15 protein-coding genes are annotated in these 17863 nt (G+C 70.5%); 3 read left to right on the top strand and 12 right to left on the bottom strand.

Annotated features, from left to right (window positions below):
- Window positions 1-66: 66 nt before the first annotated feature.
- The 11 genes from MD221_RS08575 to MD221_RS08525 all read right to left on the bottom strand — a co-directional run bounded on the left by MD221_RS08575 (window position 67) and on the right by MD221_RS08525 (window position 12951).
- Complete coding sequence (locus MD221_RS08575; protein ID WP_242110508.1) at window positions 67-1737, bottom strand: BatD family protein; 1671 nt, start codon at window positions 1735-1737, stop codon at window positions 67-69.
- A 71-nt stretch (window positions 1738-1808) separates the two neighbouring features.
- Window positions 1809-4241: a VWA domain-containing protein gene (locus MD221_RS08570; RefSeq protein WP_242110506.1), complete on the bottom strand. Its 2433-nt coding sequence runs from the start codon at window positions 4239-4241 to the stop codon at window positions 1809-1811.
- Window positions 4238-5257 carry a vWA domain-containing protein gene (locus MD221_RS08565; protein ID WP_242110504.1) on the bottom strand — a complete coding sequence of 340 codons (1020 nt, stop codon included), beginning with the start codon at window positions 5255-5257 and terminating at the stop codon, window positions 4238-4240. The genes MD221_RS08570 and MD221_RS08565 overlap by 4 nt, the downstream gene beginning before the upstream one ends.
- A complete protein-coding gene (locus MD221_RS08560) occupies window positions 5254-5727 on the bottom strand; it encodes a DUF4381 family protein (protein ID WP_242110502.1) in 474 nt (157 codons plus the stop codon). Before MD221_RS08560 ends, MD221_RS08565 begins: the two co-directional genes overlap by 4 nt.
- A 2-nt stretch (window positions 5728-5729) precedes the next feature.
- Complete coding sequence (locus tag MD221_RS08555; RefSeq protein WP_242110500.1) at window positions 5730-6677, bottom strand: DUF58 domain-containing protein; 948 nt, start codon at window positions 6675-6677, stop codon at window positions 5730-5732.
- 27 nt (window positions 6678-6704) lie between these two features.
- A complete protein-coding gene (locus tag MD221_RS08550) occupies window positions 6705-7712 on the bottom strand; it encodes an AAA family ATPase (protein WP_242110498.1) in 1008 nt (335 codons plus the stop codon).
- Window positions 7713-7865: 153 nt separating this feature from the next.
- Entirely contained in the window at window positions 7866-9920 is a 2055-nt protein-coding gene (locus MD221_RS08545; RefSeq protein WP_242110489.1) for a type IV pilus secretin PilQ, read from the bottom strand.
- A gap of 14 nt (window positions 9921-9934) precedes the next feature.
- Window positions 9935-10468 (bottom strand): pilus assembly protein PilP, encoded by a 534-nt coding sequence (locus MD221_RS08540; protein ID WP_242110480.1) that lies wholly within the window; start codon window positions 10466-10468, stop codon window positions 9935-9937.
- Window position 10469: 1 nt separating this feature from the next.
- The gene (locus MD221_RS08535) at window positions 10470-11192 is read right to left on the bottom strand and encodes a type IV pilus inner membrane component PilO (protein ID WP_242110479.1); all 723 of its coding nucleotides are present in this window, start codon (window positions 11190-11192) and stop codon (window positions 10470-10472) included.
- The gene (locus tag MD221_RS08530; RefSeq protein ID WP_242110477.1) at window positions 11189-11893 is read right to left on the bottom strand and encodes a PilN domain-containing protein; all 705 of its coding nucleotides are present in this window, start codon (window positions 11891-11893) and stop codon (window positions 11189-11191) included. The genes MD221_RS08535 and MD221_RS08530 overlap by 4 nt, the downstream gene beginning before the upstream one ends.
- Window positions 11893-12951, bottom strand: a complete 1059-nt coding sequence (locus MD221_RS08525) for a pilus assembly protein PilM (protein ID WP_242110475.1) — start codon at window positions 12949-12951, stop codon at window positions 11893-11895. Before MD221_RS08525 ends, MD221_RS08530 begins: the two co-directional genes overlap by 1 nt.
- Window positions 12952-13300: 349 nt before the next feature.
- Here MD221_RS08525 and MD221_RS08520 point away from each other — a divergent pair, with 349 nt between their 5' ends.
- The 3 genes from MD221_RS08520 (at window position 13301) to MD221_RS08510 (ending at window position 17408) form a co-directional block, all read left to right on the top strand.
- Entirely contained in the window at window positions 13301-15886 is a 2586-nt protein-coding gene (locus tag MD221_RS08520) for a penicillin-binding protein 1A (protein ID WP_242110473.1), read from the top strand.
- Between the two features lie 197 nt (window positions 15887-16083).
- Window positions 16084-16731: a hypothetical protein gene (locus MD221_RS08515; protein WP_242110463.1), complete on the top strand. Its 648-nt coding sequence runs from the start codon at window positions 16084-16086 to the stop codon at window positions 16729-16731.
- The gene (locus MD221_RS08510; RefSeq protein ID WP_242110453.1) at window positions 16731-17408 is read left to right on the top strand and encodes a glutathione S-transferase family protein; all 678 of its coding nucleotides are present in this window, start codon (window positions 16731-16733) and stop codon (window positions 17406-17408) included. Before MD221_RS08515 ends, MD221_RS08510 begins: the two co-directional genes overlap by 1 nt.
- Before the next feature lie 45 nt (window positions 17409-17453).
- Here MD221_RS08510 and MD221_RS08505 read toward each other — a convergent pair whose 3' ends face one another.
- Window positions 17454-17795 carry a hypothetical protein gene (locus MD221_RS08505; protein ID WP_242110436.1) on the bottom strand — a complete coding sequence of 114 codons (342 nt, stop codon included), beginning with the start codon at window positions 17793-17795 and terminating at the stop codon, window positions 17454-17456.
- Window positions 17796-17863 lie beyond the last annotated feature (68 nt).

Below are 17863 nucleotides of genomic sequence, written 5' to 3'. Positions count from 1 at the left end.
GGCAAAAAACAGCGGCAGCTTAGCAAACCCGCCCGACCGCCCCCGGCGCCGGGCCGCGAGCGCGCCTCAGGACGGATACAGGGGCGGCAGCACGCTCGGCGCGGTCGCGGCCGCCGCCTTCCAGCGTGGCCCGGCGGCGAAGGCCGCGCGCACGGCGGCGCGCGCGGCCGCGGCCTCGCCACCGCCCCAGCGCGCGTGCTGCAGCTGCGCCACCGCCTGGCGCTGCGCGGGATCATCCAGACGCATGCGCAGGGCGTCGAGATCGGCGGCGACCGGTTGCGCCATCGCGCACAGCACCTCGGCCACGCTGCCGAGGTCGCCGGTGTCCAATGCATGCTTCAGATCGCGCATGCCGGCGCGCGGCGCCGCGGAGGACGGCACGGCGGGACGCGCGGCCGCCGCGCCCGGCCGCGCCTTCGCGCGCGCGCGCGTCGGGACGAAAGCGCCGCGGCGATGCAGCGCCCAGCCCAGCGTCAGCAGCCAGAGCATCGCGAACAGCACGGTCGCGAATGCCCACGGCCGCACCTGCGACGCGCCGCCCGCGACCTGGGTGCCGTCGTCGCCGCCGCCGGTCAGCACCGACAGCGGCGAAGCCGTGTTCGCCGGCGCCTGCGTGCCGGGCGCGCCGGCCGCCACCTGCAGGTTGAGGTCGGGCAGCGAGGCGATGCGCTCGATGCCGGCGCGCGTGTCCCACCAGACGATGCGCGGCCCGGCCACGCGCAGCGCGCCGGTGCGCGCCGGCACCAGCGAGAACTTGCGCGTGAGCGTGGCCTGCGGGCGGCCGCGGTCGAGGCGGTCGTCGCTCTGCACCGGGTCGGGAAACACCTGCGCGCCGTCCGCCGCCGAGATCTGCAGCTCCGGCAGTTGCGCGGCGCTGGCGCCGTCGGCGCGCGCCTCCACCACCACCGTCGCCGCCTCGCCGTTGCGCAAGCGCTGCGGCGTGGAGAGATAGCGCAGCGTCAGGCCGCGCAAGGGCAGCCAGGGCTGCGGCGCGTTGGCGGGCACGGCGCGCACCTGCAGCCGGGTCGAGGCGCCGGACGCGCTCAGGTCGCGCTCGCCGTCGCCGAACATGTCGTCGAAGAAACCGCCGACCCCGCGCCCCCGGAATTGCGCGCCGGGCACGCTGAGCGGGCCGCTGCGCTCCGGGATCAGCAGGTAGCGGCGCTCCACCACGGTGTAGCGCTTGCCCTGGACCTGGTCGGTGTACTGCAGGTCCTTGCCCACCCGCTGCAGCGTCGCGCCGTCCGGCGCCGGCTGGTCGAGCTGGCCGGAAATCAGCGGGGTCTCGTAGTACAGGCGCACCGTATAGCCCACCGACTGCTGCACGTAGGGCGCCGGATCGTCGGCGGAGGCCTCGATGAAGACCGGACCGCCGGCGCGCGTGGCGCGTGCGGCCACCACGGTCAGCGACAACGGCTGCGTGTTGCGCGCGCCGACCCGCAGCGCGGGAACGGTCAGCGTCCCCTCGCGCTTGGGCTGCAATGCCACCGCGTAGAGGACGCGGGCGCGCGTCCGGCCGTTGTCGACGTCGACCTGGCGGCTGCTGGTGCTGCCGCTGATGTCGAAATCCCGTTCCAGCGCCGAATAGTCGGGCGCATCGGCGGTCATGTCGTCGGTTTCGATGTTGAGCGTGGTCGTTTCGCCGACGGCGATGTTGTCGCGGTCGATCCAGGCGCGCGTCTGCGCCTGCGCGGCCACGGCCATGCACAGGAGCGACAGGCACAGCAGGCATCGCATCGGCCACGACCGCATGCGGCTCGACCGCGCGCCGTCAGACTGCATCGTGCTTGGCTTCGTGCCGCTGGGCATCAACGTTCTCCGGTTTCCTGGCGGCGTTCGTATTCGAGCCGGAACTTGGCGCGCAGCAGGCCGCCGGGATCGTCCGGCACCCGCCGCAGCCAGGCGTCGTTGGCCTGGCGCCGCTCGCGCTCGGCCGGGGTTTCCTCGCGACGCCGCTGGCCGGCGGCGTTCGCGTCCCGCCGGTCCTGCGCCTGCTTGCGCAAGGCCTGCTCCATACGGGCGCGCTGCTCGGCATCGGCCTTGCGCTGCGCCTGGGCATCGCCGGGCTTGGGCGGGGGTTGCCCGGACGAGGGCGGGTTCTGCTGATTCTGCTGATTCTGCTGATTCTGCTGATTCTGCTGATTCTGCTGATTCTGCTGATTCTGCTGATTCTGCTGATTCTGCTGATTCTGCTGATTCTGCTGATTCTGCTGATTCTGCTGATTCTGCTGATTCTGCTGATTCTGCTGATTCTGCTGATTCTGCTGATTCTGCTGATTCTGCTGATTCTGCTGATTCTGCTGATTCTGCTGATTCTGCTGATTCTGCTGATTCTGCTGATTCTGCTGATTCTGCTGATTCTGCTGATTCTGCTGATTCTGCTGATTCTGCTGATTCTGCTGATTCTGCTGATTCTGCTGATTCTGCTGATTCTGCTGATTCTGCTGATTCTGCTGATTCTGCTGATTCTGCTGATTCTGCTGATTCTGCTGATTCTGCTGATTCTGCTGATTCTGCTGATTCTGCTGATTCTGCTGATTCTGCTGATTCTGCTGATTCTGCTGATTCTGCTGATTCTGCTGATTCTGCTGATTCTGCTGATTCTGCTGATTCTGCTGATTCTGCTGATTCTGCTGATTCTGCTGATTCTGCTGATTCTGCTGATTCTGCTGATTCTGCTGATTCTGCTGATTCTGCTGATTCTGCTGATTCTGCTGATTCTGCTGATTCTGCTGATTCTGCTGATTCTGCTGATTCTGCTGATTCTGCTGATTCTGCTGATTCTGCTGATTCTGCTGATTCTGCTGATTCTGCTGATTCTGCTGATTCTGCTGATTCTGCTGATTCTGCTGATTCTGCTGGTTCTGCTGGTTCTGCTGGTTCTGCTGGTTCTGCTGGTTCTGCCGGCCCTTGCCGCCCTGCGGCGGCTTGCGCTTCATCGCTTCGCGCACGGCATCGCGATTGGCGATCGCGTCGGCCATCGCCGGCTGCTGCTGCAGCGCCTCGTCGTAGGCGGCGATCGCCTCCGGGTAGCGTCCGGCCTGGGCCAGCGCATTGCCGCGGTTGTAGGCGGCATCGGCACCGGGCAGGTCCTGCCAGGCCTGCTGCGCGGCGGCGTAGTCGCGTTTGCGGAAGGCGTCGACGCCGGCCCGCATCCGCTGGTAATCCTGCTGGTCGGCGCGGCGCCACAGCGTGCCCTGTTCCGCCGCCAGCGCCGGCTGCCACGGCAGCCAGGCGACGGCGAGCACCGCGGCCAGCAGGCTGCCGCGCCGGAACGCCGGGAGCAGCAGCAACAGCAGCAGCGGCAGCAGCCAGTAGCCCTCGTCCTGCCAGAGGCTGGCCTTGTCGGCGTGCACGGAGACCGCATCGCGCCCGGTCTGCGGATCGAGCACGCCGAGCGCAGCGAGATCGCCGCCGTCCGCGCGCAGGCCCGCGTAGCGGCCGCCGCCGGCGTCGGCCAGCTCGCGCAGCGAATCGGCATCCAGGCGCGCCCGCGCGATCCTGCCGTCGGCCGCGCGATAGGCGCTGCCGGCGGCGCTGCCCAGGCCGAGCGCGGACACGCGCATGCCGTCGCCGCGCGCCGCGCGCGCGGCGCGGCGCGCGGCCGCGTCGGCGTGGTCGGTCAGCAGCAGGATGTCGCCGCCGCCATAGCCGGCCTGCTTGATCAGCGCCGAGGACCAGGCGATCGCGGCGGCGGCATCGCTGCCGTCCACCGGCATGATGTCCGGCGAGAGCGCGTCCAGGAACAGGGCGAGGTTGCCCGCGTCCTCGGTCAGCGGCGCGACGGTATGGGCGTCGCCGGCGAACACCACCAGCCCCATCTGCCCGCCCGCGCGCTGCTTCAGCAGGGCCGCGATCTTGGCGCGCGCCTGCAGCAGGCGCGAGGGCGGCACGTCGGCCGCGAGCGAGGCGTCGGACAGATCGAGCGCGATCACCAGCGGCGCCTGGCTCTGCAGCAGCGGCTGTTCGCTCTTGCGCCAGCTCGGTCCCGCCAGCGCCAGCACCGCCAGGGCGAAGACCGCGAGCGGCAGCCACGGCGCCAGCGCCGCGCGCCGGCCTTCGTGTCCGGCCAGCAGGTGCGGCAGCAGATGCGGATCGACCGCCTCGCGCCACACGCTGCGCCGCTGCCGCTGGCGATGCCACCACCAGGCCGGCAACGGCAGCGCGAGCAGCGCCCACAGCCATTGCGGCCGCAGGAAATGCAAGGCCGCGAGCGCGTCCTGCCAGGCGGCGAAGCTCATGCCGCCGCCCTCGCCGGCATCCTGCGCGGCATCGCGAACGCGAGCAGCAGGCCGAGCACGCACGCCGCCAGCGGCCAGGGATAGCGCTCGATGCGCGGACGCACGCGCTTGCCGGTGCGCGTGACCGGCTCGAGCTTGTCGATCTCGGCATAGATGCCGGCCAGCTGCGCGGTGTCGCGGGCGCGGAAGGCGCGGCCGCCGGTCATGTCGGCGATGCGCTTCAGGCCGGCCTCGTCTATGTCGTCGCCGCCGCCCGGCACCGGCAGGCGGAAGCCGAACACCGACAGTTCGCCGGCGCCGCCGAACGCGATGGTGTGGATGCGCACGTGCTCGTCGCGCGCGAGCTCGGCGGCCTTGATCGGGTCGAGCATGCCGGCGTTGCTCACGCCGTCGGTGAGCAGGATCAATACGCGCTGCTCGGCCGGCTGCGCGCGCAGCCGCTTCACCGCCAGGCCGATGGCGTCGCCGATCGCGGTCTCCTGCCCGGCCAGGCCGACCACGCTGTCGAGCAGCTGCTGGCGCACGCTCTCGCGGTCGAGGGTGAGCGGCGCGAGCGCGTAGGCGCGCTGGCCGAACACCAGCAGGCCGACGCGGTCGCCGACGCGGCGGTCGAGGAAATCGGCCAGCACCGCCTTGGCCGCGGTGAGGCGGTCGACGACGCCGTTGCCGAGCTCCATGTCCTCTTCGGCCATGCTGCCCGACAGATCCACCGCCAGCATCAGGTCGCGCCCGGACTGCGGCGGCTGCACCGCCTCGCCCAATTGCTGCGGGCGCGCCGCGGCCAGGCAGAGCAGCGCCCAGGCCAGCCATAGCCAGGGATTGCCGGCGCCCGCGCGGCCGCCGCCGCGCCCGGTGGCGATCGCGTCCAGACGCGCGCCGTAAGGCACGTTGAGCGCGGCCGCCGCGCCGCGCCGCGCCGGCAACAGCCAGCGCGCCAGCCACGGCAGCGGCAAGGCCAGCAACAGCCAGGGCCAGGCCAGCGTGTAGTCGGAGAAGAAGGCGAAGGCGTCGCTCATCGCCGCACCGCCATCAGTTCCAGATAGCGCTTGCGTACCGGCACGCGCAGCTCGCGCACGGCCTGCTCGTCGAGCGCGCGGCGGAAGCCGCCATCGAGCAGCAGCCGTCCCGCGCCTTCGGAGAAAAAGGCGGACCGGCCGCCGTCCGCGCCATCGAGAAACGACAGCCAGGCCTCGCCCTCGAGCGTGTCGGCGGCCGGATCGCGGCGCCGCGCGGCGCGGCGCAGCAGTTCGGACATCGCCGCCACCTGCGCGGCCGCGCCCTCGCCCTCGCGCGCGCGCAAGGTCTCGTCGAACAGGCGCAGCACCGCGCGGCGCCGACGGTGACGCTTCAGCCAGGCGTAGACCAGCAGCGCCAGCGCCGCCGCCGCCACCGCGGCGACCAGCCACCATCCCGGCGCGGGCGGCCACCACGGCGGCGCCACGGGCTGGTGGATGTCGCGCAGGACGAGGCTGTCGGCGGCCTGCATGCTCAGCCGGCCCGGCTCTTGCCGAAGATCGGCAGCCATTGGTCGCTGGGCGCCTCGCTCGACAGGACCTGCACGCGCACGCCCCGCGCCGGCAGGCGCGCCAGCGCCGCATCCACCGGCTGCACGAATTCCTGGCGCCAGCGGCGGCGCTGCGCCTCCGCGGCCAGGTCGAGCTCCACCCGGTGCCCGGCGCTGGCGAACGGCAGCAGGGCGCGCGGCGGCGCGCGCTCCAGCGGATCGGTGAGCAGCAGCAGCACCACTTCGTTATGCATCGCCAATGCCGGCCAGCGCTGCTCGGGCAGCGCCGCGACACTGGCCGGATCGGCCAGGATCAGCAGGCGCGAACCCGGGCGCAGCACGTGCCGCGCGTGATCGAGCGCGACGCCGAGCCCGGCGTCGTCGGCCGGCGGGCGCGGCGCGCCGCCGCCTCCGGCGGATCCGTACCAGCGCACCAGCGCATCGAGCACGCGCAGCGCGCCGCGCGGCCCGGAGGCCGGCGCCACCGGCGGTTCGCTGCGGTTGCCGCGCAAGGCCGCGATGCGGTCGCCGTCACGCAGCGCCACCCAGGCGGCGATCGCGCCGGCGCGCGCGGCCTGCACCGACTTGAAGCGCACGCGCGTGCCGAAGTACAGCGCCGGCGCGGTGTCGGCGACGATCAGCGTGAGCCGCTCGCGCTCGGCCTGGAACAGCTTGGTGTGCGGACGGCCGGAGCGCGCGGTGAGCCGCCAGTCGATGTGGCGCGCATCGTCGCCGAGCGCGTACTCGCGCGATTCGGCGTATTCCATGCCGCGCCCGCGCATCGGCGACAAGGCCTGCCCGCTGGTGCCGTGGCGCCCGCGGCGCGGCGGCCGCCGGCCCTGCGCGGCAGCGCGCAGCGCCACCAGCTCGGCCAGCGTCGGACGGATGCCGTCGCCCTGCGCGAGGGAATGGGTCGCCGGTTGCGCGCTCATGCGGACGGTAGCGATCGACGCCGCGCCTTACGGCAGCGGCACCTTGTCCAGCAGCGCGCGCACCAGCCGCTCGCCGTCCCAGCCCTCGGCCGTGGCCTCGTAGCTGGGCAGCACGCGGTGGCGCAGCACGTCCACGGCGATGGCGCGCACGTCGTCGGGCGTGACGAAATCGCGGCCGGCCAGCCAGGCGCGCGCCCGCGCGCAGCGCTCCAGCGCGATCGAGCCGCGCGGGCTGGCGCCCCAGCCGATGCGGCGCGCCAGCTCGGCGTCGTAGCGCCGCGCATCGCGCGAGGCCAGCACCAGTTCCACCAGGTAGCGTTCCACCTGCGGCGCGACGTGCAGGTCGAGCACGGCGCCGCGCGCGGCGAACACGTCCGCCGCGGCGATCCTGGTCGCCGGCGCGCGCGCCGGCTGCTGGGCCTGCCTGGCGCGCTCGCGCGCCAGGCGCAGGATCTCGGCCTCGGCCGCGGCCTCGGGATAGCCGATGCGCACGTACATCAGGAAACGGTCGAGCTGCGCTTCCGGCAGCGGGAAGGTGCCTTCCTGCTCGATCGGGTTCTGCGTGGCCATCACCAGGAACAGCGGCGAGAGCCCGTAGGTCTGGCGCCCGACCGTGACCTGGCGCTCGCCCATCGCCTCCAGCAGCGCCGACTGCACCTTGGCCGGGGCGCGGTTGATCTCGTCGGCCAGCAGTACGGAATGGAAGATCGGCCCGGGCTGGAATTCGAAGCGGCCGTCCTGGGGGCGCCAGACCTCGGTGCCGGTGAGGTCGGCCGGCAGCAGGTCGGGGGTGAACTGCACGCGGGCGAAGTCGGCCTCGATGCGCGAGGACAGCGCGCGGATGGCGGTGGTCTTGGCCAGGCCGGGCGCGCCCTCGACCAGCAGGTGGCCATCGGCCAGCAGCGCGATCAGCAGCCGCTCGATCAGCGCGGACTGGCCGACGATCTCGCTGCTGAGGTCCTCGCGCAGGGCCTGGAACAAGCCGTGCAGGCGGGAAAGGTCCGGCGAAACGTCGTAGGGGGCGGCGGTATCCATGTCGATGCGGGCGGCGACGCGGGTCTGGCGTCGGGCCGAGTTTGACTGATTCGGCGGCCGCAGGTTCCGGCCGGCCGCCTATCCGTTAAGGAAACGGCGACGCCAAACGCGAACGGGGCCCGCAGGCCCCGTCCGGTGGATCGCATGCCGCGCTCAGTTGCGCTGGGCCACGCGCAGCACCTTCGGCGTGACGAAGATCAGCAGCTCGGCCTTGTTCTTGAAGCGTCCCTTCTTCTTGAACAGGTTGCCGATGATCGGCAGATCGCCCAGGAACGGCACCTTGGTGACGTCGTTGCGGTCGTTGAACTCGTACACGCCGCCGATCACCACGGTCTGGCCGTCCTCGACCAGCACCGCGGTGTTGATCGCGCGCTTGGCCAGGTTCGGCACCGAGCCGAGGCCGGCGATGGTGGTGTAGTCGGCGATCTCGTCCTTCTTCATCGCCATGGCCAGGAACACGCGGCCGTCGTTGGTGATGGTGGGCGTGACCTTCAGCTCGAGCAGCGCGTCCTTGAACTGCACCGTCGGCACGTTGGCGTTCTGGCCGCCGGTGACGGTGATGTAGCCGATCTCGCGGCCCTGGCTGATCACCGCCTCGCGCTGGTTGCTGGTGACCACGCGCGGGTTGGAGATCACCTCGCCGCGCTGTTCCTGCTGCAGCGCCGACAGCTCGATGTCGAGCAGGTAGCCGGCGTTGAGGATCGACAGCGCCAGCGCGCCGGCGGCATTGGTGACCGGCAGGTTGACGTTCAGGCCGCGGGTGATGCCCGGCACGATCCTGTTCGGCGCGATCGGCTGCGGACCCTGCTTGCCGCCCGACACCCAGGTGGCATAGGCCTCGTTGAAGGTCCTCAGCGCCTCGGTGTACTGGTTCTGCGCGTTGGCGACCGAGTTGATGTTGGCACCGTTGCTGTCCAGGCCGCCGCTGAAGAAGCGGTCGCGTCCCACGAGCTGGCCGTTGGCGTCGCGGCTGCCGCTGTTGCTGCCGCTGATGCCGAACTTGGCGCCCAGCTCGCGCGCGAAGGACTCGTTGGCGATCACGATGCGCGCCTCGATCACCACCTGGTCGACCGGACGGTCGAGCTGGCTGACGAGGTTCTTGACGGTCTGCACCCGCTGCGGGATGTCGATCATCAGCAGCGTGTTGGTGCGGCGGTCGAAGCTGATGCTGCCGCGCGTGGACAGGAAGCCGCGGCTCTGCCCGCCGCCGGCGCCACCGCCGCCGCCACCGCCCTTGCTCTCCTCGGTCAGGAGCTTGGCGATGTCCTCGGCGTTGGCGTAGTTGACCGGGATGTACTCGGTCACCATCTCGGCGCGCTCTTCGATGGCGATGCGCGCGTCGGCCTTGGCCTGCTCGGAGCTGGCGATCTCCGCCTGCGGCGCCACCCAGACCACGTTGCCGTTGCGGCGCTTGTCCAGGCCCTTGGCCTGCAGCACGATGTCCAGCGCCTGGTCCCAGGGCACGTTGTCCAGGCTCAGCGTCATCTCGCCCTGCACCGTGTCGGAGGCGACGATGTTCAGGTGCGCCTCGTCGGCGATGATCTTCAGCGCGGTGCGGACCGGGATGCTCTGGAAATCGAAGGTGACCGGACGGCCGGTGTACATGCGCGTGGCGTCGCCGGCGACCTGCTGCGCGCCGGCAGCGGTCGTGGTGGCCGCGCCGACGGCACGGTCGGCGGGCGCCGCAGCCGCGCGCGGCACGATCTCGACCACGTAGTCGCGGCCGGTCTGGTAGGCCATGGGCTCGAACGTGCCCTGCGTGGCCAGCACGATGCGCGAGCCGGTCCCGACCTGGTTGACGTCGATGCGCTGCACCGGCGTGGCGAAGTCGGTGACGTTGAGCGGCCGCTGCAGCGCCGGCGCCAGGTTGGCGTTGCCGACGTCGATGACCACGCTGGAACCCTGCGTGCGCATGTCGGGCACCGCGCCGTCGCCGCTGAAGCGCAGGATCAGCTTGCCGGAGCCGCCGTCGCCGCGCTTGAAGTCCAGCTTGGAGATCGACACGCCGCCGGGGAGCTGCTTGGCGGGATCGACGCCGGCGTTGGCCGCGACGGACTGCGCGGACACCGGCAGCGCGGTGGCGCCGCCGATGGGAGCGGCATGGACGCCGCCGAAGGCCGCGAACAGGCCGACGGCCAGTCCTGCCGTGCCCGCGCGCAGGGCCGTAGCTCGGCGCTGCCGCAGGATTAACTTGTTTTTAACAAACATCTGCTCTCCCCTAGTCACTTGTCTTCGAGCGCGACCGATGCCGGTCTCTCCAGCCAGCCCCCTGCGCCATCTGGAACCAATTCAACAAGATCGATCCGATCCTTGCTGACCGATGTTACACGACCATCGTTCTGGCCGATGTACATGCCGGGCTGCACCCGGTACACGACCTTGTCCGGCGCCTGCACCAGCGCGACGATGCCGCCGGCCTGGATGATGCCGACCATGTCGAGCGTATCCAGCGGAAACTGCTCCAGCGGCTGCTTGCGCCGGTGCGAGTCCGGGCGCGGTCCGCTGCCCGAGTCCTCGTCGGTGAAGGCGTCGCTGAAGGGGTCGCGCAGGGCCTGGGCGGCGTATTCGAAGGTCTCGAACTGCTGCATCACCGGCAAGGGATCCAGCGGCGGCGCGGGCTTGGCCCTGATCTCGGCCACCCATTCCTCGAGGTTGGGCGCATCGCCCGGGGTGCTGGTGATGCTGCGGCCGCAGCCGGCGAGCGTCAGCACTGCGGCGAGCGCGGCCAGGGGGCGCAAAGCGATGATCATGCGCATCTCAGGTCCCCTCCCCGTCGCTGGCCTTGGGCTTTTTCTTCTTCTTCTTCGACTTGTCCGCCTTCTCGGCCTCGGCGGCCAGGCGCTCCTGCTCGGCGACCTCCTGCTCGTCCAGGTAGCGGTAGGTCTTCACCGTGCCGGCCAGGCGCAGGCTGCCGCCTGGGCGCAGCGAGGCGAGCGGATCCTTGCTGGCGTTGGCCGGCTTCAGCGAGATGTTGTGCATGGTCATGATGACCACGCGCGGCAGCGAGGCCACGCCGCTGACGAAGGCGCCGAACTGGTGGTAGGTGCCGACCATCTCCAGCTTGATCGGCTTCTCGGCGTAGAACTCCTTCAGCGTCTCGGCCTCGGGCTGGAACAGCTCGTTGCGGATGCCGGTGGCGAGCGCCGTCTGCGAGATGTCCGTGATCAGGTCCGGCATCTCGGTCTTGCTGGGCAGCTGCCGCAGCATCTGCTGCAGCTGCTGCTCCATCTGCACCAGCTGCTGCTTCAGCGGCCCGAGGTTGGCGGCGCGGCCCTGATCCTTCTCGAATTTGGCGCGCAGCTCGGTCTCCTTGCCCTCCAGCCCTTCCAGCTCGGTTCCCTTGTCGCTGGTCAGCAGCCACCACATCAGGCCGAACAGCACCAGGCTGACCAGCACGCAGAAGCCGATCTGGAACTTGCGCGGCCAGCTGCCGATGCTGTTGATGTCCAGCTGCTTCACCGACACCTTTTTCTGGCTCATGGCGTGGCTCCTGCAGCGGTCTTGGCCTCGGCCGGCTTGGCGGCCGGGGGCGTCGCGGCGGGCGCGGCGCCGGCGGCGGGCGCGTCCGCACCCTGGGCGCCGGGCGCCTGCGCGGGCGGCGCGTCGGGGATGCCGTCGCCGTCCTCGTCGCGCGGCGCGTTCGGATTGGCCGTCGTCACGATCAGCGTGAAGACGTAGGGCAGGCCCTTGACCGCGCCCTCGGCCTTGATGATCGACAGTTCCGGCTTGGTCATCCAGCCCGAACTCTCCAGGTTGCGCATGTAGGTACTGACGCGCGCATTGGACTGCGAGCGCCCTTCCAGGGTGAGCTTCTCGCCCGTCTGGCCGATGGAGGTGAGCACCACGCCGTCGGGAATGGTGCGCACCAGCGAATCGAACAGGTGCACCATCTTCGAGCGGTCCGACTGCAGCTTCTCGATGATCTCCTTGCGCTTGAGCAGGCGGGCCTTCTTCTCGTCGAGCTCCTTGATCTCGTCGATCTGCTTCTGCACTTCCTTGATCCGCGCCTCCATGTAGGCGTTGCGTTCCTTCTGCCCGGCGATCTGGGCGTTGTAGTAGCTGTTCACCAGGAACCAGAGGAACACGCCGCCCAGCGCGAACAGCCCGAGCATCAGTCCGAATTCCTTCTGGCGCTGCTTGCGGCGTTCGGCCCGCCACGGCAACAGGTTGATGCGCGCCATCAGTCGAAACTCCTCAAGGCCAGGCCCACCGCGATCATCAGCGCGGGCGCGTCCTGCTGCAGCATGTGCGCCTGCACGCGTCCGCCCAGCGTCATCTGCGCCAGCGGGTTGGCGACCACGGTCGGCACGCCGAGCTGCTCCACCGCCATCTCGGCCAGCCCCGGGATGGAAGCGCAGCCGCCGGCCAGGACGATCTGGTCGACGCGGTTGAACTCGCTGCCCGCATAGAAGAACTGCAGCAGGCGGCCGACCTGCTGCACCAGCGTTTCCTTGAACGGCTCCAGCACCTCGATCGCGTAGCTTTCCGGCAGCCCGCCCTGGCGCTTGGCCAGGACCGCGTCCTCGTAGCTCAGTCCGTAGCGGCGCATCACCTCGTCGGTGAGCTGCTTGCCGCCGAAGGCCTGTTCGCGGCTGTACAGGCTACGGCCGTTGCGCAGGATGTTGAGCGTGGTCGTGCTCGCGCCCACGTCCACCAGCGCCACCAGCCCGCCGTGCGGCAGGTTGAGCGAATGCGAGACCAGGGCGAAGGCGTTCTCGATGGCCAGCGCCTCGACGTCCATGACCTTGGCCGCGAGTCCGCCCAGCTCCAGCGCCGAGGCGCGCAGCTCGACGTTCTCGGAGCGCGAGGCGGCCAGCAGCACCTGCACCATCTCGCCGTTGCCGGGCATGGCGCCGAGCACCTCGTAGTCGAGGTTCACTTCCTCGATCGGGTACGGAATGTAGTTGGAGGCCTCCAGCTCGACCTGCGACTCCATCTCCTCGTCGTCCAGGTCGGCCGGCATCGGGATGATCTTGGTGATCACCGCCGACCCCGCCACGGCCGCGGCCGCATGCTTGGCCTTGCTGCCCGAACGGGTCAACGCCCGGCGGACGGCGCCGGCCACGGCGTCGATCTCGACGATGTTCTTTTCCACCACGGCGTTGGCCGGCAGCGGCTCGATGGCGTAATGCTCGACGCGGTAACGCTCGCCCGCACGCGACAATTGCACCAGTTTTACGGCGGTCGAGCTGATATCGACCCCAACCAGAGGTACCTGGCTCTTCTTGAGTAACCCCACAATCTCTCCCCATTTCACGGGCGCGCTCAGCGCGTCGTGCCCCGCCGAACTAGATAACGGACTTTTCACCCTCTGGCAACCGGCAAGTTCTCGGAGCGTGTCGCATGCCCGCATTTGGACCGGGGGCGGCCGGGCGTGAAGACCTTCTTCACGCCTCGTGCCGGCGCCCGGCACGGGAGCCGGCGGGCCATGCCGCCGGCACCGGGCCGGCGGACCTCCGGCCGCCCCGCGCCGGGGTCCGCCCCGGCGCGGTGACGCCGGCGACGGCCCCGTTCCGGGCCGGATCAGGCCGGTCCTCTATACTTCCGCGGCCACGACACCCTTGTTACACGCCCCGGGAATCCGCTTGATGTCACGTTTTCGTCGCCTGTTGCGCTGGACACTCATCGCTTGCGTCGCCGCGGCGGTCCTTGGGGGACTGGCGCTGGGCACGCTGTACCTGGTGATCTCCTCGCGCCTGCCCGACGTGGAGACGCTGCGGCACGAGGAATGGCAGGAACCGATGTACGTCTACGCCCGCGACGGCCGCCTGATGGCGCTGTTCGGCGAGATGCGGCGCTACCCGATCACCATCGAGAAGGTCCCCCAGCGCGTGAAGGACGCCTTCATCGCCACCGAGGACAGCCGCTTCTACAAGCACCACGGCATCGACTACAAGGGCGTCGCGCGTGCCGTCTGGCTGCTGGCCACCACCAACGACCAGCGCGTGCCCGGCGGTTCGACCATCACCCAGCAGGTGGCGCGCCAGTTCTTCCTCAGCTCCGAATACAGCTACATGCGCAAGCTGCAGGAAATGCTGCTGGCGATGAAGATGGAGCGCGAGCTGAGCAAGGACGAGATCCTCGAGCTGTACTTGAACAAGAGCTTCTTCGGCAACCGCGCCTACGGCGTCGCCGCGGCGGCCGAGTACTACTACGGCAAGCCGCTCGACCAGCTGAGCCTGGACGAGATCGCCACCCTGGCCGGCACGCCCAAGTTCCCCTCCAGCGGCAACCCGATCAGCAACCCCGAGCGCAACAAGCTGCGCCGCGACTACATCCTCGACCGCATGGCCGAGCTCGGCTACATCCGCGGCGACGAGGCCGCGCAAGGCAAGACGGCGCAGATGCACGCCGCCCCGCACGAGCGCCCGGTGGAGGTGTACTCGCCCTACGTCGCGGAAATGGTGCGCCAGGAGATGATCGCCCGCTTCGGCGGCGACGTGCTCACCAAGGGCTACCACGTCACCACCACCATCGACCCGGTCATGCAGGCGGCCGCCGACAAGGCGATCCGCGACGGCCTGGCCACCTACGACCATCGCCACGGCTGGACCAAGGTCGAGCAGCATTTCGACCTGCCGCCCGGCGAGGACGCCGCCACCGCGGCCGCGCGCCTGCGCGGCACCGTGGCGCAGGGTGGCCTGCTGCCGGCGCTGGTGCTGCGCAGCGGCGCCGGCACCGCCGACCTGGTGCTGGCCGACGGCACCACGCTCACCCTCGATGCCGCCAGCAGCCGCTGGACCGGCCGCGCGCCCTCCGCCCTGCTCGCGCGCGGCGACGTCGCCCGCGTGCGCAAGGTCGAGACGCCGGTGAAGACGCCCGCGGCCGACGCCGGCAAGAGCGCGAACGCCGACGCCGCGCCGCAGACGCCGCCCGCGGTGACGGTGAGCTGGCGCCTGGAACAGCTGCCGCGCGCGCAGGCCACCCTGGTCTCGCTGGAACCGGACACCGGCGCCCTGCGCGCGCTGGTCGGCGGCTTCAGCTTCGCCGGCAGCAAGTTCAACCGCGCCACCCAGTCGCGCCGCCAGCCCGGCTCCAGCTTCAAGCCCTTCCTCTACGCCGCCGCCTTCGAGCGCGGCTACAACCCCGCCTCGATCGTGCTCGACGCGCCGGTGGTGTTCCGCATGCGCCGCGGGCAGATGTGGCGCCCGCAGAACGACTCGGGCAACTTCGCCGGCCCGATGCGCCTGCGCGAGGCGCTGGTGCAGTCGCGCAACCTGGTCTCGGTGCGCCTGCTCGACGCCATCGGCGTGGACTACGCGCGCCGCTACATCAGCCATTTCGGCATCGACGAGGCGCTGCTGCCGCCCAACCTGTCGATGTCGCTGGGCACCGCCTCGCTGCCGACCCTCGACGTCGCGCGCGGCTATGCCGTGTTCGCCAACGGCGGCTTCCGCATCAACCCCTGGTTCATCGACGAGATCAAGGACCGCGACGGCAAGGTGATCTTCAAGGAAAAGCCGCCGACCGCCTGCCGCACCTGCAGCCCCGGCTCCGGCGAGCAGGCGATCCAGGTGTCCAATGTCGTCGACGGCTTCAACCTCGGCCCAGGCGCGGCCGCCGCGCCGGCCGCGGACAAGGACACCGCCGCCAAGCCCGACAAGGACAAGGGCGCCAAGGACAAGAAGGGCGGCAAGGAGACGGACACCGCCGCCGTGGCGGCACCGCCCCCGCCGCCCGGCACGCCGCTGGCGCCGCGCGCCATCGACGAGCGCGTGGCCTACCAGCTGGTCTCGATGATGCGCGACGTGGTCCAGCGCGGCACCGGCACGGCGGCCAAGGTGCTCGGACGCGAGGACGTCGGCGGCAAGACCGGCTCCACCAACGACCACCGCGACGCCTGGTTCTCCGGTTTCGGCGGCAATCTCGTCACCACCGTGTGGGTGGGCCGCGACGACTTCCGCTCGCTCGGCTACCGCGAATACGGCGGCAAGGCCGCGCTGCCGATCTGGATCGACTTCATGCGCGTGGCGCTCAAGGACGTGCCGATCGCGCGCAACGATCCGCCCCAGGGCATGGTCAAGGTCACCGTGGCCGCCAACGGCACGCTGATCCCCGGCGGCAGCGGCGGCATCGTGGAATGGGTCAAGGCCGAGGATCTGGAGCGGATGGAGACCTATACCAACGAGGATCTCGACCAGGCGCCGGACGAGAAGGCGTTCGACATCTTCTGAGCCTCCGGGTTCCCGCCCGGCGCCGCCGGCGCCGGCCGGCATCGTCGCCTCTCCAGCGCAGGCGCGGCGCCCGAGGTTTCGACGGGCATGCTTTCGGTGGGCACGTTGTCGACGAGCACGTTTTCGACGGCCGCGTTGGGTGGACATGCATACAACTTCGTGTACAGTCGCGCGCAGGCTAGGACCGGGAGCATGCGATGCACCACGCCCGTCAGCACGCCGAGACGCGAACCCGCGAACGCCGTCGCCGGCTCGCCCATGAAGCCGCCCGCCTGATGGCCGAAGGCGGCATCCGCGATTACCACCAGGCCAAGCTCAAGGCCGCCAACCGGCTGGGCATCCACGACGACGCCTCGCTGCCGCGCAACCGCGAGATCGAGGACGCGCTGCGCGAGTACCAGCGCCTGTTCGTCGGCGGCAGCCAGCGCGACGCGCTGCGCGTGCGCCGCGAGGCCGCCCTGCGCGCGCTGGAATTCTTCGCCGGCTTCGACCCCCGCCTGGTCGGCCCGGTGCTGGAGGGGACCGCCGACGGCAACTCGCCGATCGCGCTGCAGCTGTACGCGGACGACGCGGAAGCCGTGGCGCGCTTCATCGAGGAACACCGCATCCCCGCCCACGCGCGCAGCCGCCACCTGCGCCTGGACCGCGCGCGCGAGGGTGATTTCCCGGTCTGGGTGTTCAGCGCCGAGGACCTGTCCTTCGACCTGACCGTGCTGCCCGAGGACGCGCTGCGCCAGGCCCCGCTCTCGGGCATGGACGAGCGGCCGATGAAGCGCGCCTCCGCCGCGCAACTGCGGCATCTGCTGGCCGAGGAGGAAATCGCCGGCTACGAATCCGCGCCGTAATGGCGCGGATTCTCTACAGCGGCACGCGCAACGCGTCGAGCTGGGCGTTGCGCGCCTGGCTGGCGCTGCGCGAAGCGGAGATCGCCTTCGAGGAACAGGTGGTCGACATCCGCAAGCCGCAGCGCCACGGCAATCTCGCCAGGATCGGCGCGTTCTCGCCGCCGGCGGCCGTCCCCGTGCTCGTGGACGAGGGCACGGTCGTCTACGACTCGCTCGCCATCATGGAATACGCCAACGAACTGTCGGGCGGCAGGCTGCTCCCCGCCGAGATCAGGTCGCGCGCGCATGTCCGTTCGCTGCTGGCCTGGCAGCATTCCGGACTCTCCGGCCTGTGCGCCAGGCTGTCGTTCGAGAGCGCGTTCTATCCCCGCCGCCGGCCGATGACGGCAGGCGAGCACGCGCAGGCGCAGCGGCTGTTCGCGGTCTGGGAGGACGAGCTGACGGCCAGCGGCGGGCCGCATCTGGCCGGCGCGCTGTCGCTGGCCGACCTGGCCTTCGCGCCCACCGTCGTGCGCCTGGCCGCGCACGCGCCGGACACCGCGCGCTGGCCGCTGGCCCGGGCCTGGATGTCGTCGATGCTCGCGCGCCCCGCGCTGCGCGAATGGCTGGAAGAGGCCGCGCGCCTGCCGCCGGTGTATCTGGACGATTACGCCGTCGAGGGTGACGCGCCGCAGTGAGCGGCGCATCGAGCCAGATGGCGGCGCCGCCGCCTTGGTGAAACCTCAGCGCTTGTCGATGGCCGCGTAGCCGCGCGTTTCGCCGCTCGCGGCGAAACCCAGCGAGACTTCGCCGCTCGCGGCGAAACCAGGCGAGACGCGGCAGCGCGCCTGGGCGACGGCGTCCGCTTCCAGCCCCAGGACGGCGACGCCCGCCGGGCAGGCGTCCAGGCAATTCCGGTAATCGGCCATGCATTCGGTCCGGCCGCCGCCGCGATCCATGCACTCGAGCATGCGCGCCTGGCATCGTTCGATGCACGCCGGATCGACGTCCTGCGCCTGCGCGAAGGAAAACATCCCGCTGCCGAGCGCCAGAAGGCCTCCGGCAATCATCGCTTTCCATGTCATCGCTCGTCCTCCCGTGGAAATCCTGAGCGCTCAGGAATTACCCCCGGTGGACCGCGATGTCAAATCCC

Origin of the sequence: Luteimonas aquatica, from assembly GCF_022662575.1 — a bacterium.
Classification (GTDB): Bacteria; Pseudomonadota; Gammaproteobacteria; order Xanthomonadales; family Xanthomonadaceae; genus Luteimonas; species Luteimonas aquatica.
This window is presented reverse-complemented; position numbering and strand designations above follow the sequence as displayed.